The sequence below is a fragment of the Francisella marina genome (assembly GCF_008369785.1).
GTDB lineage: Bacteria > Pseudomonadota > Gammaproteobacteria > Francisellales > Francisellaceae > Francisella > Francisella salimarina.
This window is the reverse complement of sequence record NZ_CP043552.1, coordinates 1,786,018-1,802,965: the sequence shown is the minus strand read 5'-3', so window position 1 is coordinate 1,802,965 and position 16,948 is coordinate 1,786,018. Positions and strand designations below refer to the sequence as shown.

Genomic DNA, 16,948 nt, shown 5'->3' with positions numbered 1-16,948 from the left:
TCTGAAATACTTAGATAAATATAAAGAAAACTACAACTCTAAGCTCTTACTAACGATTTCAAAGACATTTTTACTAGGATTAGAAGCTTTGATTTTCTCAAGAGCGTCTTTCATCATAGCTTGTCTATCAGAATCATAGCGCTTCCAGCTCATCAGATTACGAGCCATTCTTGCCGCAACTTGATGATTAAATTTATCAAGCTCTAGCACAGTATCAGCCATAAAAGCATATCCTAAACCATCTTTACGATGATATTGTGAGAAATTAGCTCCAAAGCCACCAATTAGCGAATAAACTTTGTTAGGGTTTTTTGCATTATATGCAGGATGATTAACTAAGCCTTTAACTATATCTAAAGCTGACCCATCAGATATTTGAGCTTGGGATACTAGCCATTTATTTACAACTAAATCCTCATGCTTCCAATGGTTATAGAACTCATTGATAGCATTATCACGAATTTGCTTATCATTAGACTTTAACAATGCTGAAAATGCAGTTTGCTGATCTGTCATATTATCAGCATTATCAAATAGTTGTTGTGCTAGCTTTGTACCTTGACTTTGATCACTAGCATTCATCAGATAACTCAAGCAGACACCTTTTAGTTTTCTTTTAGCAATTTGCTCAGCTGATAGGCTATATAGCTTATTATCATTACATTGTTGATATACGGCCAACCAATCATCTTTTAGCTTATCTGCTAGCTGATTCATAACTTTTTTGCGAGAGTTGACAATATCATCAACCATAATTGTCGGCATTGCCTCAGCAATTGTAGACTCTGTTGGTATCATTAGAGCATCACTAATTAAGGCTTTATCTAAATCTTTATCATGTAAAATTGATTTAAAAGCATTTAAAAACTCCGTATCTACATCAGCATTGTTTAATATCATTTTAGTAGCTAATTGCTGTAAAGAGTCCCAACGATTAAAAGCATTATTATCATACCTAACGATATGTAATAGCTCTGATTCAGCACGCTCATGCTCAACCTTCACAGGTGCCGAAAAATCTCTAAATAAAGAAGCTACTGGCTTTGCAGTAATATTCTCAAAAGTATAGGTTTGCTTTTGCTCTGTTAGCTCAATAACTTGCTCGGCGATATTTTCACCTTCTGGAGTGATAAGCCCCATACTAACTGGTATATGAAGAGCTTGTTTTTCTTTTTGATCTGATGTTGGCGGAGTAGTTTGCTCTAGTGTTAGACTATAAATTTGATTTTCTGCATCGTAGTTTTCTGTAACTTTAATGCTTGGTGTACCTGATTGAGCATACCATCTTTTAAATAAGCTAAAATCACGATTATTAGCATCTGCCATAGCATTTACAAAATCATCACAAGTAACAGCTTGTCCATCATGTCTTTCAAAGTATAGTTTCATACCTTTTTGGAAGCCTTGTTCACCTAATAGGGTATGAATCATACGAATTATCTCAGCTCCTTTATGATAAACCGTTACAGTGTAGAAATTATTCATCTCAATGTACGACTCTGGGCGGATAGGGTGAGACATCGGACTAGCATCTTCAGCAAATTGAGCACTTCTAATAATACGTACATCATCAATTCTTTTAACATCTCTAGAGTTTAAATCAGAAGTAAATTCTTGATCTCTAAATACAGTCAAGCCTTCTTTTAAGCTAAGCTGGAACCAGTCTCTACAAGTAACTCTATCGCCTGTCCAATTATGAAAATACTCATGTCCCACTACACTTTGTACCAACTCAAAATCTTTATCTGTAGCTGTTTTATCACTAGCCATAATATATTTGGTATTAAAGATATTTAGACCCTTATTTTCCATTGCACCAGCATTAAAATCAGGCACAGCTACAATCATAAAAGTATCTAAATCATATTCTAAACCAAACCTATCTTCATCCCATTTCATAGAGTCTTTGACAGCTTGCATTGCATAATGACATTTATCGATATCTTGTTTGAAAGAATATATTTCTAAACTAATTTTACGCTGAGATTTTGTAATATAAGTATCTTTGATACTTGCTAAATCTCCTGCTACTAGAGCAAATAGATAACAAGGTTTTTTAAATGGATCTTTCCATACTGCAAAATGCTGAGTATCTGAAATATCTCCAGACTCAACTTTATCGCCATTTGATAAAATTACTGGATATTTTTGCTTGTCTGCTATTATTTTGACTGTATAAGAAGACATCACATCTGGTCTATCTAGATAGTAAGTAATTTTTCTAAATCCAGTTGCCTCACATTGGGTGCAAAACACCTCTCCAGATTTGTATAAACCTTCCAAAGAAGTATTAGCCTCAGGATTAATCTCTACCACTGTTTCTAATACAAACTTTTCTGGAGCATCATCTATGATTAATTGGTTTTCATTAACTATAAAATCTGTATTTGATAGCTCTTTATTATCTATTTTTATAGATAATAGTTTTAGATTATTACCATCTAAAACCAGTGTGTTATTTTCACGATTTGCTGGATTAGCTACTATATGTAAATTTGCTGTTACTCTAGTTTTTGACTCATTAAGTTCAAATTTTAGATGTGTTTCATTTATAAGATAATTACTTGGTTTGTAGTCTTTTAAATATTTAATTTCTGGTTGATTCATAGTTAGGGTGATATTAGATATTTTTATTTAGAATAGCAGTAGCTAAATATTGTTGCAATTATATACACTAACTATGAATTACTTTTAATACTTATAAGTTAAAATAAAGTGTGAAATAAGATGCTAGTAGTCTCTTATAACCTCAAAAACTTCTTTTAATTTCTGCTGATCTTTTTGTCCCGGCTCAGATTCTACACCAGAATTAATATCATAAGCAGAACATCTTAGCTCTATTGCTTTTGCTATATTTTTAGGATTCAGACCACCAGCAAGTATTATATTCTTCCTATCTTTAATAAGACTCCAATCAAAAGCTTTACCAGTACCACCTGATTTACCATCTACTTGAGCATCCAATAAGTGATAATCTACATTAGCAAAAAACTCTGGGACAGTTTTGTCAATTCCATAAGCTTTCCATATCTGACAGTTTTTATGTAGTTTTGATTTTAGTGCATCTATATATTCTTGATTTTCGTCACCATGTAACTGCACTGCACTAAGTTTCAAACCATAAGCAGTATTTACAACATCTTCAATACTAGCATTAGCAAATACACCTACATAATTTAATCTAACTTTTTTAGTTATTTGTTTTGCCATGGCAAAATCTACACAGCGAGGAGATTTCTCTACAAATATAAATCCTCCATACACCGCTCCTGCATTATATGCTTTTTGCGCATTTTCTACAGAGGTAAGACCACAAACCTTATTAAAACCATATACAAGCTTTCTAACTGCAAGTTCTAGATTGCGTTCACTCATAATAGAACTACCTATCAAAAAGCCATTAACATAATTTCTTAAATCACGGATTTCTTGATTTTTATAAATTCCTGATTCTGAAATAATAATTGTTCCTTTAGGTATTTTTGGAGCCAAAAGACGCGTAGTATTTAGATCAATAGAAAGATCTCTTAGATTACGATTGTTAATACCTATAACTTTTGCTTTGAGTTTGATAGCTCTTTGAAGTTCTTCTTCATTACTAACTTCAGTTAAGATACCCATGCCAAGACGATTAGCTACTTTTGCTAGTTTCTTATACTCATTATCATTTAATACCGAAAGCATCAGTAACACTGCATCAGCTTGATAGTATCTAGCTAATAATATTTGATACTCATCTATAATAAAATCTTTACAAAGTATAGGTTGAGTCACTTGCTTTCTAACAATCTCTAGATTTGCAAAACTACCCATAAAAAATTCTTCATCTGTAAGTACAGATATTACATTTGCATAATTTTTATATACTGCTGCTATTTCATTTAGATCAAATTTTTTACGGATAACTCCTTTAGAAGGAGATCCTTTTTTGCACTCTAGAATAAATACTGCTTTGTCTGATTCTAAAGCCTGATAAAAATCTCTATCTGTTTTGATAACTTCTTTTTTGAATACATCTAGTGGAAATAATCTTTTTTTTGCAAAAAGCCAATTTCTTTTTGCTTCAACTATCTTAGCTAATATAGTTTCCATAATACTTATTATTTATATAATTTTATGAAGTATTTTAAACGAAAAAAGAATAAAAGTTGAATTTTTCTGTACTTTGTTGATCTGAAGCTTATTTATTTTAAATATTCGACATTAACTTCAGCATAATCTTTAATAGGATTATATCTATCAAAATCTGCTTTATAAGCTCTCTTTTTAGAATTATCTGCCCAAATTTGTTGCCATTTATCAATGATAGCATCAGGTAGCTCGCCTTCAACACGGTACGTTTGATGGTTAAGCTCAATTTGCACAGAATTTAACCCTGTTGGTACCTCAAAAGACTCAGCCACCTCATAACCTATCAAAAGAGTATATGGAGCCGTATGATCGCCTTCATAGCCATAATAAACAGATATTATATCCTGAGATATATTTTGACCATTAAGATACTCTAATACCTCACTATTAAAGAAAAGCTCCCAAGCTTCTTCAAGCAAATCTTCCCTATCATTAGAAACTTTTGATGCTACACCTACTACTTTCATTTTACTATCTTGTTAAACATTCAGCATAGCTAGATGGTATATTAAAAGGTGTTATATTACTATATTTCCAATCTATATTTTGCCAAACTTTATTTACTGTTACATCACGACCACATCCTGTACGATAATAACAATATCTTTTAGGGTTTTTATGATGATAATCTTGATGATAACTTTCGGCTTTATAAAAATGTGTAGATGGTAAAATTTGGGTATATACAGGTTGATTATGCTTTTTAAATTCTGCTTTTAATTTTTTAGTAACATCTTCAGCAACCTGTTTTTGTTTATCATCGCTGTAATATATAGCTGATTGATACTGCTCGCCTTTATCACAAAACTGTCCTTTAGAATCTGTAGGATCTATACGACGATAAAAATATTCTACTAAATCTTGATAACTAATTTTAGTAGGATCATATACAACCTCTACTGATTCTTTGTAGTTTGTAATACCTGCAGATACTGTTTTGTAAGTAGGATCTTTTTGCAAACCACCATCATAACCAGAAATAATCTTTATAATACCATCATGGCTTAAATCTTGATGTTTTTGCATATATTCAAAATCTGATTCTAAACACCAAAAGCAACCACCTGCAAATACAGCTTTTTGATATTTAGTATCACTATCAGCTGAGAAACCTAAACTACAAGATAATATCGATAAACTATATATTATTTTTTTCATGGTTATTGTCCATTATAATTTTGATACATCTTATGATATTTATAATAAAATTCATCTTTATCAATAATAATATCATTATTTTTATGTTCTTCCCAAAAGCATTTATTTAGTTTTATAGTAGCTCTATTGTACGGTTGTGCTGGAGAAGTAATTTCAACAAATATATATGGAACTTCTCTTCCTGTGGTATTATCTTTAATAAAACTAACAACATATTTTGCTCTACTACTTTCTCTAGAAACAGCCATATTAGATGACATAGTATAGCCATCTAAATCATATTTACTTGGATTATATATATCATTTAAGAACATAATAGCTAACTCTCTAGAGTATCCATTTTTATCATTAACCAATTTTGATATTTGCTCTGAATTTTTGAGCAAAGTATCTAAAGAGTCATAACGAGATATAGATTCTGGGGGAACAAAATATGTATGTTTTTGTAAATCTAGAGAGGTTATAGAGTTAGTTTCAATTAGATAATCATTCGATTTTTTAATTTTATAATCGAGTTTTAAGTTATTATATGCTGTCAATTTAGCAACTTGATCTGCAAAGTAATAACTTGCCAAATTTGAATAATTATTTTTAAAGCTTGTTCTTCCAATATAACTACAGATAAATTGATTAGACATAAATACTTTATTATAAATACCTACCATGTCTTTATTAAATCCTTTACCGTACATATTATTCAAAATACTTATGCACTTCTTATTTTCCTGAAAATCTTGATAACCACTTATTTTTAATGATTTAAAGTATGTTTTTTTTACAGTATTAGGGTTTGATATTACAATCTCTACAACCTCATAAATATCTTTTTTATTTTTATTATGTTGCGCAAATGATAATAACATAGGAACAGCAAAAGGCTCTTGTTCAGTACTTTTATTATTAAAATTATAAATAGCTTGTTTAATTATTTTATTTACATCATTTAATGTAGCAGCGTTACTAATTAAATATCTATTAAACTTATCAGCCATATTTATAATAGAAGGAGTATATTCAGATAAATTGTCGCCTGTACTTCCTAACTGTGAACTATCATAGTTATAACTCATAGACAAATTTTTTTCATTTGTTCCTGTAGAGAAAATATTTGGATCTGGTTGAGATTGGCTATATTGTAAAGAAATATATTTATAACCTTTTTTTGGTACATGAAAAACTACATTTTCTTGCCTTAAGAAATAATATGTTGAATCGTATCTATTAAAAGTTACGTCTCTACTTTTAGCAAAAACATAATTATTTTTGCCATTATTTTTAATAAAAACTGTACATGTATATCCGGAGCTCATCATTAATACTCCTAATATACAAATTCCTATTATTTTGATTTTATTTATCATAATTTATAACTTGTTGTAATGTATCAAAACATTTGCCTGATTTTATAAGCTCTAATACTTCTTGAGTATTTTGTTTTAAATCATCCTTATCATAAAGCTTCATAAGCATAGCTACATTTACAGCAACCGCAGCATTATGCGCTTGTTTACCCTTACCTTGAAGTATTTGCTTTATAATCTCTCTATTTTGCTCTGGTAATCCACCTTCAAGATCTTTGATTGCATATGTATCTATACCAAAATCTACAGGAGAAACTTTATATTCCGTTATCTGATTATTTTGTATTTCAGCGACATAAGTATCATCATGTATTGCTACTTCATCTAAGCCACTACCGTATACTACAACTGCTCTATCTATCCCAAGATTAATTAGAGTTTTTGCCATTGGCAAAATTAAATCTTTTGAGTAAACTCCTATCACAACCTTATTTGGTCTAGCTGGGTTTATCAAAGGTCCTAAAATATTAAAAATAGTCCTTGCTTTTAAGATAGTTCTAGCCTCTTTTATGTGTCTAAAGCCCTCACTATAAAATGGCGCAAATAAAAATCCAAGATTATATAGTTCTAAACATTCTTTTGTTTGCTCCGGTGATAACTCAATATTGACACCAAAAGATTCTAAAAGATCAAAAGAACCTGATTTACTTGATACACTGCGACCACCATGTTTAGCAACCTTATAACCAGCTGCCGCTGCAACAATCGCAGCTGTTGTAGAAATATTAATAGTATTAAACCCATCTCCACCAGTACCAACTATTCCAGCTAAATCTCCATTTATTTTTGGGAACTCTTTTGTATTATCAAGTAGAGCTTCTACTGCGGCTGCTATTTCTATCGAAGTTTCTTGTTTTAGTTTAAGAGCTATTAATATACTAGTTTGTAAAGGTAACTCTATTTGACCTTTAATAAAATAATCAAAAAGCTGATAACTTTCTTCATAATTAAGATTTTCTGAATTAAATAATTTTTTGGCAATATCTCTTAAACTAATCATTGCTGTACCCATCTAACTATATTATCTAAGAGTTTAGAACCATGTATAGTCATTATTGATTCAGGATGAAATTGTAAACCACAGACCTTATTTTTATTATCTACTACAGCCATTACCAAATCATTAACTTCTGCCACAGTTTCTAGGCCAGTTGGTACCTTAATAGCTACTAAAGAATGATATCTAGCCACACTCAATGGTGATTCCAAACCCTCAAAAATACCATGCTTTATAAATTTAACTTTAGCAGTTTTACCATGAACAATTTCGTTAGCATGAGATACTATACCACCATAAGCTTCAACTATAGCTTGATGACCTAAACATATTCCTATAATTGGTACCTTACCTTTAATAACTGATATAAGATCAACTATACATCCTGCACTTGCAGGATTACCAGGACCAGGCGATATCACAACTATAGGATTATCAGTTGAATTAATTTTATCCAAAAGAACTTCTAGATATAAGTTATTTCTAAATACTTCGACATTATTTCCTAGAACTCTAAACTCATCTACTAAGTTATAAGAAAATGAATCAAAATTATCTATAAATATAATATTAGCCATTAACTACACTCCATGTACATTTTTAATAGCTGATATTACAGCTTGTGCTTTTGTTCTAGTTTCATCAGCTTCTGCTATAGGTATAGAATCTAACACTACACCCGCACCTGCTTGAACCTCTGCCACTTCATCTTCAACATATGCAGAACGTATAACTATGCAACTATCTAAATCACCATACCCATTAAAATAACCAATAGCTCCGCCATATCCACCTCTAGTCTGTTTTTCGACTTCTGATATTAACTGCATTGCTTTTATCTTTGGTGCACCTGTTAATGTACCCATATTCATAGAAGCCTGATAAGCATGCAAAGCATCCAAATCATCAGCAAGTTGACCTACTACTCTAGAGACCAAATGCATAACATGACTATATCTATCAACCTTTAAAAGATCAGCAACATAGCGAGTACCAGTTTTAGATATCCTTGCAACATCATTACGTGCTAAATCTACCAACATCATATGCTCTGCATTTTCTTTAGCATCTAATCTAAGCTCTAGCTCAATCCTACTATCTAAATCTGCATTAATACTACCATCTGGATTTTTTGCTCTTCTACGTGTGCCTGCTATAGGATATATTTCTACTTGATTCGTAGATTTTTGATATTTTAAGGCACTTTCTGGCGATGCTCCAAAAATAATAAAATCTTCATCTTGCATATAAAACATATACGGGCTAGGATTTGTACGTTTAAGCTCTTTATAAACTTCCAAAGAATTTTGACATGGCAAAAAGAAACTTCTTGAAGGTACAACTTGGAATATATCACCATTTATAATATGTGATTTTAGTTTATCTACTACACCACAAAAATCTCTATCACTTATTGATTCTTTAGGTTCTAAATTGCTAAATTTTTCAACTTTTAACTCTATATCATTATTTATATTTTGCTTAATTACAGCAACGCTATCCTCTAGTTCTGATATTGTTTGATGTCCAAAGCTATTAACTTGTATAAATGTATTTTTTTCTTGATGATCACTTACAAGTATTGTATCAGCTAAATAAAATACATAGTCTGGACATTTATTCTTACGTTTTACTTGACCTATTTCTTCAAAACTACCAACAACATCATAAGCAAATAAACCAGCCAAAAAAATACTAAATTCATTATCTATTTCAAAACTATCTTTTATAATTCTTAGAGCATCAAAAACTGACTGTTTTTTTAATTTTTGATGTTCATTAAATTGATAATCTTTTATTGATTTAAAAGTTAATATTAATTGTTTGTTATCATATTTATATTCAATATCATCTTTGATGTTTTTTTGTATCTCTTTTAGTGCATATTCACCATTTTTGGACAATGGTTTCATAAAAACTTTGTTTTCAATACAAGCTATACGTAAGGCACTATTTAGTACCAAAATACTTTTGAGTTTATCTTTTGTATCTATTTCTGCTGATTCTAACAATATAGTATTTTTTTTGTTAGTACATAAATTAGCAAAACATCTATTTAAATCTTCTTGATAATCTAAATTATAGATATGTGATGCTAAAAATTTTTCTGGCTTTTTAATTGACATTTAATCACCTTTTATATTATCAGAGAATATTTCTTTTACTCTTTTAGAACAATCTTTTAGAGCGTTAGAACATCTTGTAACTGTACAAATACTTATACCTACTTCCTTAGATATTTCTCTTTGTGATTTTTCTTTTTTTAATAACTCTTTTGTCAAAAGAACTCTTTTATTTAATTGCTCTTTTTCTTCTTTAGTTAATAAAAAATCACAAATAATATCAATATCTTTGGAATCTGAAGTTTCAGATAAGATATTTACTAATTGTTGCCATCCTTTATTTGAATTCATAAAAAAATATCTTTAATGTAATTGTGTAATGGTACATCATTACATTAAACATAACAACTTATATTTATATACAAATAAAAAGTAATATAGATTTTATCGAAATATTTTTTTAGATATTTAATAGTTAAAATTTATTGAGTTTTTAAGAAAATATAAAAAATTAAGGTCTAGATCAAGATATCAGAAGTAAAAAGGGGAAAACTGAGTTTTAAGAACTAGACCTTAATGAGAATATGGCGGAATGGACGGGACTCGAACCCGCGACCCCCTGCGTGACAGGCAGGTATTCTAACCAAACTGAACTACCACTCCGTATTTATGGTGCCGACTGCCGGAATCGAACTGGCGACCTACTGATTACAAGTCAGTTGCTCTACCTATTGAGCTAAGTCGGCGACTATGAGTAAGTATTATAGCTCTTTTTATTAAGCTGTCAATAATGTTTTGTATTTTTTTTTAATTTAATGGAATTATATCGTATTGATTGTATATATGACTACTTTCAGCTTTTAGATGAATGTTTTTATCGATTTCAAGTTCCAGTTCTGCTAACCATATAGATTCTTCTTTTTCTATATAGTCAATAATCTTTTTTGAAGACATAAGTAAGAAATTATTATAATTTGGATAATTTTTTGATTCTGATTTAATTTCTCTGAATATATCATAACAAATTGTCTGTAATGTTTTGACGCTTCCTTTACCTCTACAGTGATCACATGGCTGGCATAGTGTCCTTAATAAACTCTCATGTACCCTTTTACGCGTCATCTCGACCAATCCTAGCTCTGAAATATCACTGACACTAGTCTTGGCCTTATCAAGCTCTAATTCTTTCTTCAGAGCCTCTAAAACTTGATTTTTATGTGACTCATCCATCATATCAATGAAATCTATAATTATGATACCACCTAAATTTCTTAGCCTTAGCTGTCTAGCTATTTCTTTTGTAGCTTCTAAATTTGTCTTAAATATAGTTTCTTCTAGATTTTTTGTTCCTATAAAACCACCTGTATTTATATCGATAGTTATCATTGCTTCAGTCTGTTCGATAACCAGATATCCTCCTGATTTGAGATATACTGTTTTATCTAAAGCTTTATTTATTTCTGTATCAATATCATATTCTTCAAAAATATTATGTTTTTGATAAAGCTCTATTTTATCTCTTAATCCAGGAATGTATTTATCAGCAAATTGACAAATTTCTTTGTATGAATCTATATTATCAACATGAATTTTATCAGGATTGTCATTAGCAAAAATATTAATTGTTTTAATTATTAAACTAAAATCCTCATAAACAACACCTGGTTTAATTATAGTACTTGAAATATCCAAAATATCTTGCCATAGGTTATTTAAAAACTTGATGTCATTTTCTAGCTCTTCATAACTAGCACCTTCTGCAGCAGTTCTTAATATGTAACCTCTAGGATTTTCACTTTGAGTTATTTTTTTAATAGAATCTAATAATCTTTGTTTTTCTTCTTCTTTATTTATCTTAAGAGATATGCCTATATGATCTAAATCAGGCAAGAAAACTAAAAATCTTGATGATACAGATAAATGTGAAGTTAGTTTTACACCTTTATTACCTATACTTTCTTTTACAACTTGAACTAATACTTCTTGGCCTTCTCGTAACCATTTATTTATATCTTCAGTATTTAGTTTGTTTAATTTAAAATTTTCATCAGATTCTTCATCATCTTTTTCTAGAGGTATAACTTCTGATAAATGTAAGAAACCTGCTTTTTCTAATCCTATATCTACAAATGCTGCTTGCATACCAGGAAGTACTCTTATTATTTTACCCTTATAAATATTTCCTACTATTCTTTTTTGGTTATCTCTTTCAATTAAAATTTCTTTAAGAATATTATTTTCTTTTATAGCTATTCTTTGTTCATATTTATTTATGTTTAAAAATATTTCAGTATTTAATGACATTAGAAAAAGTTTTTTATCTTATTAACATCAATTATAAAGAAAAAATTTTTTTTTATATTTTTGATCATTTTTCTTTTACTTATTTATATATAACTTAATTTCTTTTTCTTTATATTATTATTTATTATGTGGATATTTTCTTGTTGATAACTCTTTAAAACATAAATGTATCAATAGATTTGGGTATTTTACAAAAGATGTATAAGTATGTAAAAAAGTGGATGAAAGAGCCTGAATAAAAATGTGGATAATTAATCATCAAATTTATCAACAAAATTATTAACATATTTGTGAATAAGTTATTTAACAACTGTTTTGACAAAAAATAAACAAATTAATTAACATAATTATCCACAGGTCTGAGTAATTATGTTTGCTTATTTTTTTTTATTGCAATAAAATCTAACACATTCAATTAATCTATTATGCCTACTATTGGTTATCCTTTATAAATTAAAGGTTATTGGGACATTTTTTTGTTATGACTACATGGAATAAGTGTTTAAAAAAAATAAAAAAAAACCTTTCTACGTTTGAATACAAAACGTGGATTAAACCTATTCATGTAGAGCAAAATAGTAACTTATTCACAATTTATTGTAATAATGAATATTTTAAAAAACATATAAAATCTAAGTATGGAGCACTTATTTTATCAACAATAGAAGAGTTCCATAGTAGTGATTTGCTTATAGAATATTCTAATAAAAAATTTTCTGGTGAAAATTCTTCTGGAGTTACTTCAGTAGGCCCTCAAGCTAATTTTTTCAATCAAAAAAGTGTTGAAATAAAAGATGATTCTGAAGAAGTTAGTTCAAACCAAGAGCTTAAGAAGAATCAAAAGAAATTATCTTCTAAAAAATCTGCCTCTCAAGAACTATTTGGTTTTGATGAAGCTATGCTTATCACAGATAAAGATGATCAAGAATATTCTTTTGGTTTACCATTAAAAGAAAAATATGTTTTTGATAGTTTTGTCGTTGGTGATGCAAACAAAATAGCTAGAGCAGCAGCTATGCAAGTATCTATTAATCCTGGTAAATTGCATAACCCATTATTTATATATGGCGGTAGTGGACTTGGTAAAACTCACTTGATGCAGGCTATTGGTAATCATGCTAGAGAGGTTAATCCAAACGCACGAATCATATATACAAACTCTGAACAATTTATTAAAGATTATGTAAATTCAATTAGATTACAAGATCAAGATGAATTTCAGCGAGTATATAGATCTGCAGATATTCTTCTTATAGATGATATTCAGTTCATAGCAGGTAAGGAAGGTACAGCACAAGAGTTTTTCCATACTTTTAATGCATTATATGAGAGTGGCAAACAGATTATTTTGACTAGTGATAAGTATCCAAATGAAATAGAAGGTTTAGAAGAAAGATTAGTTTCACGTTTTGGATATGGTCTAACAGTTTCTGTAGATATGCCAGATTTAGAAACTAGAATAGCTATTTTGCTTAAAAAAGCACATGATTTAGGTCAAAAACTACCTAATGAAACAGCAGCATTTATTGCTGAGAATGTACGTACGAATGTTAGAGAGTTAGAAGGTGCTTTAAATAGAGTGCTTACGACTTCTAAATTTAATCATAAAGATCCTACTATAGAAGTGGCACAAGCTTGCTTAAGAGATGTTATAAAAATACAAGAAAAGAAAGTAAAAATAGATAATATCCAAAAAGTGGTGGCTGATTTTTATAGAATAAGGGTAAAAGACTTAACTTCTAATCAAAGAAGTAGAAATATAGCTAGACCAAGACAAATAGCAATGAGTTTAGCACGTGAACTAACATCTCATAGTTTACCAGAAATTGGTAATGCTTTTGGAGGTAGAGATCACACTACTGTTATGCACGCTGTCAAAGCTATAACTAAATTAAGACAAAGCAATACTTCAATATCTGATGATTATGAGTTGCTTTTAGACAAGATTTCTCGTTAAATAAAAATAGGAACTATTATCAAAGGGGTTTTTAAAAATGAATTTTGTACTAAATAGAGATGACTTACTAAAGCCTTTACAGTCAATGTTATCAGTGGCTAATAGTAAAAGTACAATGCCTTTATTATCATGCATATTGTTTGATATAGATAACAATAATCTTAAAATTACTGCTTCAGATCTTGATACAGAAATATCATGTAATATAGCTGTTAGTTGTAATACAAACATAAAATTAGCGTTAAATGCTGACAAAATATACAATATTGTTAGAAGTTTAAATGATAACTCTATGATCGACTTTAGAATAGATGATAATAAAGTTACAATTATTTCTAATAATAGTACATTTAACCTTATATCACTAAATGCTGATAATTATCCTTTAATTGACAGTAATATTAATGAGCAAGCAAGCTTTGATCTTTCTCAACAAGACTTTCATCATATTATCTCAAAAGTAGATTTTTCTATGGCTAATGATGACACTAGATATTTCTTAAATGGGATGTTTTGGGAAATTAACTCAAATCTATTAAGAGCAGTGTCTACAGATGGACACAGAATGTCTATTACAGAGTCTATAATAGATAGTAAAGTTTTAGATAGTGACTCTCAATCGATAATTCCTAAAAAGGCTATTTTAGAGCTTAAAAAGATAGTTGGCAAAACAGAAGAAAATATCAAAATATGTTTAGGTAAGAACTATCTTAAAGCAGAATTTGGTAATTATGCATTTATATCAAAACTTATAGATGGTCGTTATCCAGATTATCAAAAAGTAATTCCTAAAAATAACACTAAGCTTCTTGCTGTAGATAAGCAAGTTTTGAAAAATTCATTGTTAAGAACATCTATCTTAGCTAATGATAAATACAAAGGTGTACGTTTGAATATATCTCAAGGACAAGTGCTTTTATCTGCAAATAACCCTGATAATGAAAAAGCAGAAGATAAAGTAGAAGTTCAATATAATGATAATGATATGGAAATATGCTTTAACTATAAGTATCTTCTAGATATTATAAATGTTCTAAGTGAAGAAACTATGACTATTTATCTTGATAATCCAAATATGAGTGCTTTGGTTAAGGATGAAAAAGATAATAGCTTGTTCATCATAATGCCAATGAAAATCTAGATTTTACTAACCTTCTTAATTTTTTAGTATCGTATCATCACTGAATAATTTTATTGATTAAAATCTATTTATTAAGAATAATATATTTGTTTTTGGATACAAATCTTAAAAAATAGGTGAAATAAAATTATGAAAAATACAAAAAAACCTAGCTTATTTACTGCTATAGCATTAAGCGTTGGTACTATGCTTGGTAGTGGATGGCTATATGCTTCTTATTATGCATCACAAGCAGCTGGAGCAGCATCAATTTTCTCATGGATTATCGGAGCTTTTGTAGTTCTTTTAATGGCTTTCTTATTATCAGAACTAGCTGTTAAATATCCTACAAATGGATTATTTACGCGATTAGTAACCATATCGCATAATCAGCATTTTGGCTTTGTAACAGGATTATCAAACTGGATGCTAGGGCTTATAATTGTACCGTCAGAAGCTATGGCTACAACACAATATATTTCTTCTATATATGAGCCTATTACTCCTTATGTATTTAGCAATGGTGAACTTACTTTTGTAGGTGTTTTGGTAGTTGCAGTATTTATGCTATTGTATACATTGATAAATTATTGGGGTATCAAATCTCTATCAAAAATCAATAACTCACTGACATCTCTAAAGATAATCATACCCATAGCTACATCGGTGATAATAATGATAGCAGCATTTCATTCAAGTAATTTTGGTGGTGAAAATGTTAAATTTATGCCAGATGGAGTTAGTGGTATTTTTAATGCTATTGTTACTTGTGGTATATTTTATTCATTTTTTGGATTTCAGATGGCAGCTAGTTTCTCAGCAGAGCTAGATAATCCTAGAAAAAATATTCCAATAGCATTAGTTAGTAGTGTATTGATAGTATTATTCATATATTTATTATTACAAATATCATTTATTGGTGGCGTACCTGAAAAAATGCTAGAGAATGGTTGGGGTGGCTTAAATTTTGAATCTCCTTTAGCTCAATTAACAGGAATATTAGGTTTAAATGCTTTAGCTTTGGTACTTTATGCAGATGCTCTGCTTAGCCCATCAGGAACAGGCATTATCTATCTAGGTGCTAGTACTCGTATGTTAAATGAAATGTCAAAAGCAAAACAAATGCCTGGTTATTTTGCTAGAGTAACTGAGGGTGTAAATGTTTCGCGTACTTCGTTAATTTTTTCATTTATCTGCTCGATTATTTTAATATTTTTCTTTAGAAACTGGCAGATGATAGCTTCTTTAACAACGACTTTTATACTAGTATCATGTATAGCTCTACCTATTGCATACGCAAAACTCAAAGCTAACAAAGCTGATCCTTTACCTTTGAGTTATCTACCTTTTTCTAGAACTATAGCTTTTTTAGTATATATGTTTTTGACATATTTATTGATGATTGCAGGAGTGCTTAATTTAGCGGTTGCTCTAGTTCTACATATAGTATTTTTTATAATATATGCATATATAGATAGCAAAGGAGATTTTTCTAAAATCTTAAAAGCATTTGCTTCATCATGGGTTATTTTTGCATACTTAGTATCTGAATTAGTATTTGGGTATATATATGAAAATATATCTTCTTATAACTTATTTACGCTAGTATTTGTAGTTATATCTGCTGCTTTATATGTTTTATTGATAAATCAAAAAAGTTATACGAATGTTACAAATTAAGGCTTTATAATTTTTATATTAAACTCTTTTCTAATTTCTGAAAGAGGTATATTTAGATATTCATCATAATTATACCAATCCCATTTTTTTGACATTTTAGAAGCTCTAAAAACAGTTAATAAACATATAGGAATATACCTAAGCATTACCAAATAGACAATAAGTTTATATTTATAT

13 protein-coding genes and 2 tRNA genes are annotated in these 16,948 nt (G+C 29.4%); 3 read left to right on the top strand and 12 right to left on the bottom strand.

Features of this window, described 5'->3' with window-relative positions; translation table 11 throughout:
* Positions 1–30 precede the first annotated feature (30 nt).
* The 12 genes from pepN to F0R75_RS08855 form a co-directional block, all read right to left on the bottom strand.
* Complete coding sequence (pepN, locus tag F0R75_RS08910; RefSeq protein WP_149368978.1) at positions 31–2,607, bottom strand: aminopeptidase N; 2,577 nt, start codon at positions 2,605–2,607, stop codon at positions 31–33.
* Positions 2,608–2,730: 123 nt separating this feature from the next.
* Positions 2,731–4,092 carry a bifunctional indole-3-glycerol-phosphate synthase TrpC/phosphoribosylanthranilate isomerase TrpF gene (gene trpCF / locus F0R75_RS08905; RefSeq protein ID WP_149368979.1) on the bottom strand — a complete coding sequence of 454 codons (1,362 nt, stop codon included), beginning with the start codon at positions 4,090–4,092 and terminating at the stop codon, positions 2,731–2,733.
* A gap of 92 nt (positions 4,093–4,184) precedes the next feature.
* Entirely contained in the window at positions 4,185–4,598 is a 414-nt protein-coding gene (locus F0R75_RS08900) for a GyrI-like domain-containing protein (RefSeq protein WP_012280261.1), read from the bottom strand.
* Between the two features lie 4 nt (positions 4,599–4,602).
* The gene (gene msrA / locus F0R75_RS08895; protein ID WP_149368980.1) at positions 4,603–5,289 is read right to left on the bottom strand and encodes a peptide-methionine (S)-S-oxide reductase MsrA; all 687 of its coding nucleotides are present in this window, start codon (positions 5,287–5,289) and stop codon (positions 4,603–4,605) included.
* Positions 5,290–5,291: 2 nt separating this feature from the next.
* Entirely contained in the window at positions 5,292–6,650 is a 1,359-nt protein-coding gene (locus F0R75_RS08890; protein ID WP_149368981.1) for a hypothetical protein, read from the bottom strand.
* Complete coding sequence (gene trpD / locus F0R75_RS08885) at positions 6,640–7,650, bottom strand: anthranilate phosphoribosyltransferase (protein WP_187985983.1); 1,011 nt, start codon at positions 7,648–7,650, stop codon at positions 6,640–6,642. The genes F0R75_RS08890 and trpD overlap by 11 nt, the downstream gene beginning before the upstream one ends.
* On the bottom strand, positions 7,647–8,225 hold the full coding sequence (locus tag F0R75_RS08880) for an aminodeoxychorismate/anthranilate synthase component II (RefSeq protein WP_149377288.1): 579 nt from the start codon (positions 8,223–8,225) through the stop codon (positions 7,647–7,649). The genes trpD and F0R75_RS08880 overlap by 4 nt, the downstream gene beginning before the upstream one ends.
* Before the next feature lie 3 nt (positions 8,226–8,228).
* Complete coding sequence (locus F0R75_RS08875; RefSeq protein WP_146421546.1) at positions 8,229–9,773, bottom strand: anthranilate synthase component 1; 1,545 nt, start codon at positions 9,771–9,773, stop codon at positions 8,229–8,231.
* Positions 9,774–10,061, bottom strand: coding sequence for a trp operon repressor (trpR, locus tag F0R75_RS08870; protein ID WP_146421547.1), 288 nt, complete (start codon positions 10,059–10,061; stop codon positions 9,774–9,776).
* Between the two features lie 234 nt (positions 10,062–10,295).
* Positions 10,296–10,373, bottom strand: a tRNA-Asp gene (locus F0R75_RS08865).
* 7 nt (positions 10,374–10,380) lie between these two features.
* A tRNA-Thr gene (locus tag F0R75_RS08860) sits at positions 10,381–10,456 on the bottom strand.
* A 61-nt stretch (positions 10,457–10,517) separates the two neighbouring features.
* Entirely contained in the window at positions 10,518–12,014 is a 1,497-nt protein-coding gene (locus F0R75_RS08855; RefSeq protein ID WP_013923729.1) for an Rne/Rng family ribonuclease, read from the bottom strand.
* Positions 12,015–12,495: 481 nt separating this feature from the next.
* Between F0R75_RS08855 and dnaA the strand changes: the two genes are divergently transcribed.
* The 3 genes from dnaA to F0R75_RS08840 all read left to right on the top strand — a co-directional run bounded on the left by dnaA (position 12,496) and on the right by F0R75_RS08840 (position 16,771).
* Complete coding sequence (dnaA, locus tag F0R75_RS08850) at positions 12,496–13,971, top strand: chromosomal replication initiator protein DnaA (RefSeq protein WP_149377287.1); 1,476 nt, start codon at positions 12,496–12,498, stop codon at positions 13,969–13,971.
* 37 nt (positions 13,972–14,008) lie between these two features.
* Positions 14,009–15,112 carry a DNA polymerase III subunit beta gene (gene dnaN / locus F0R75_RS08845; RefSeq protein ID WP_149368984.1) on the top strand — a complete coding sequence of 368 codons (1,104 nt, stop codon included), beginning with the start codon at positions 14,009–14,011 and terminating at the stop codon, positions 15,110–15,112.
* 129 nt (positions 15,113–15,241) lie between these two features.
* The gene (locus F0R75_RS08840) at positions 15,242–16,771 is read left to right on the top strand and encodes an APC family permease (RefSeq protein WP_149368985.1); all 1,530 of its coding nucleotides are present in this window, start codon (positions 15,242–15,244) and stop codon (positions 16,769–16,771) included.
* Positions 16,772–16,948 lie beyond the last annotated feature (177 nt).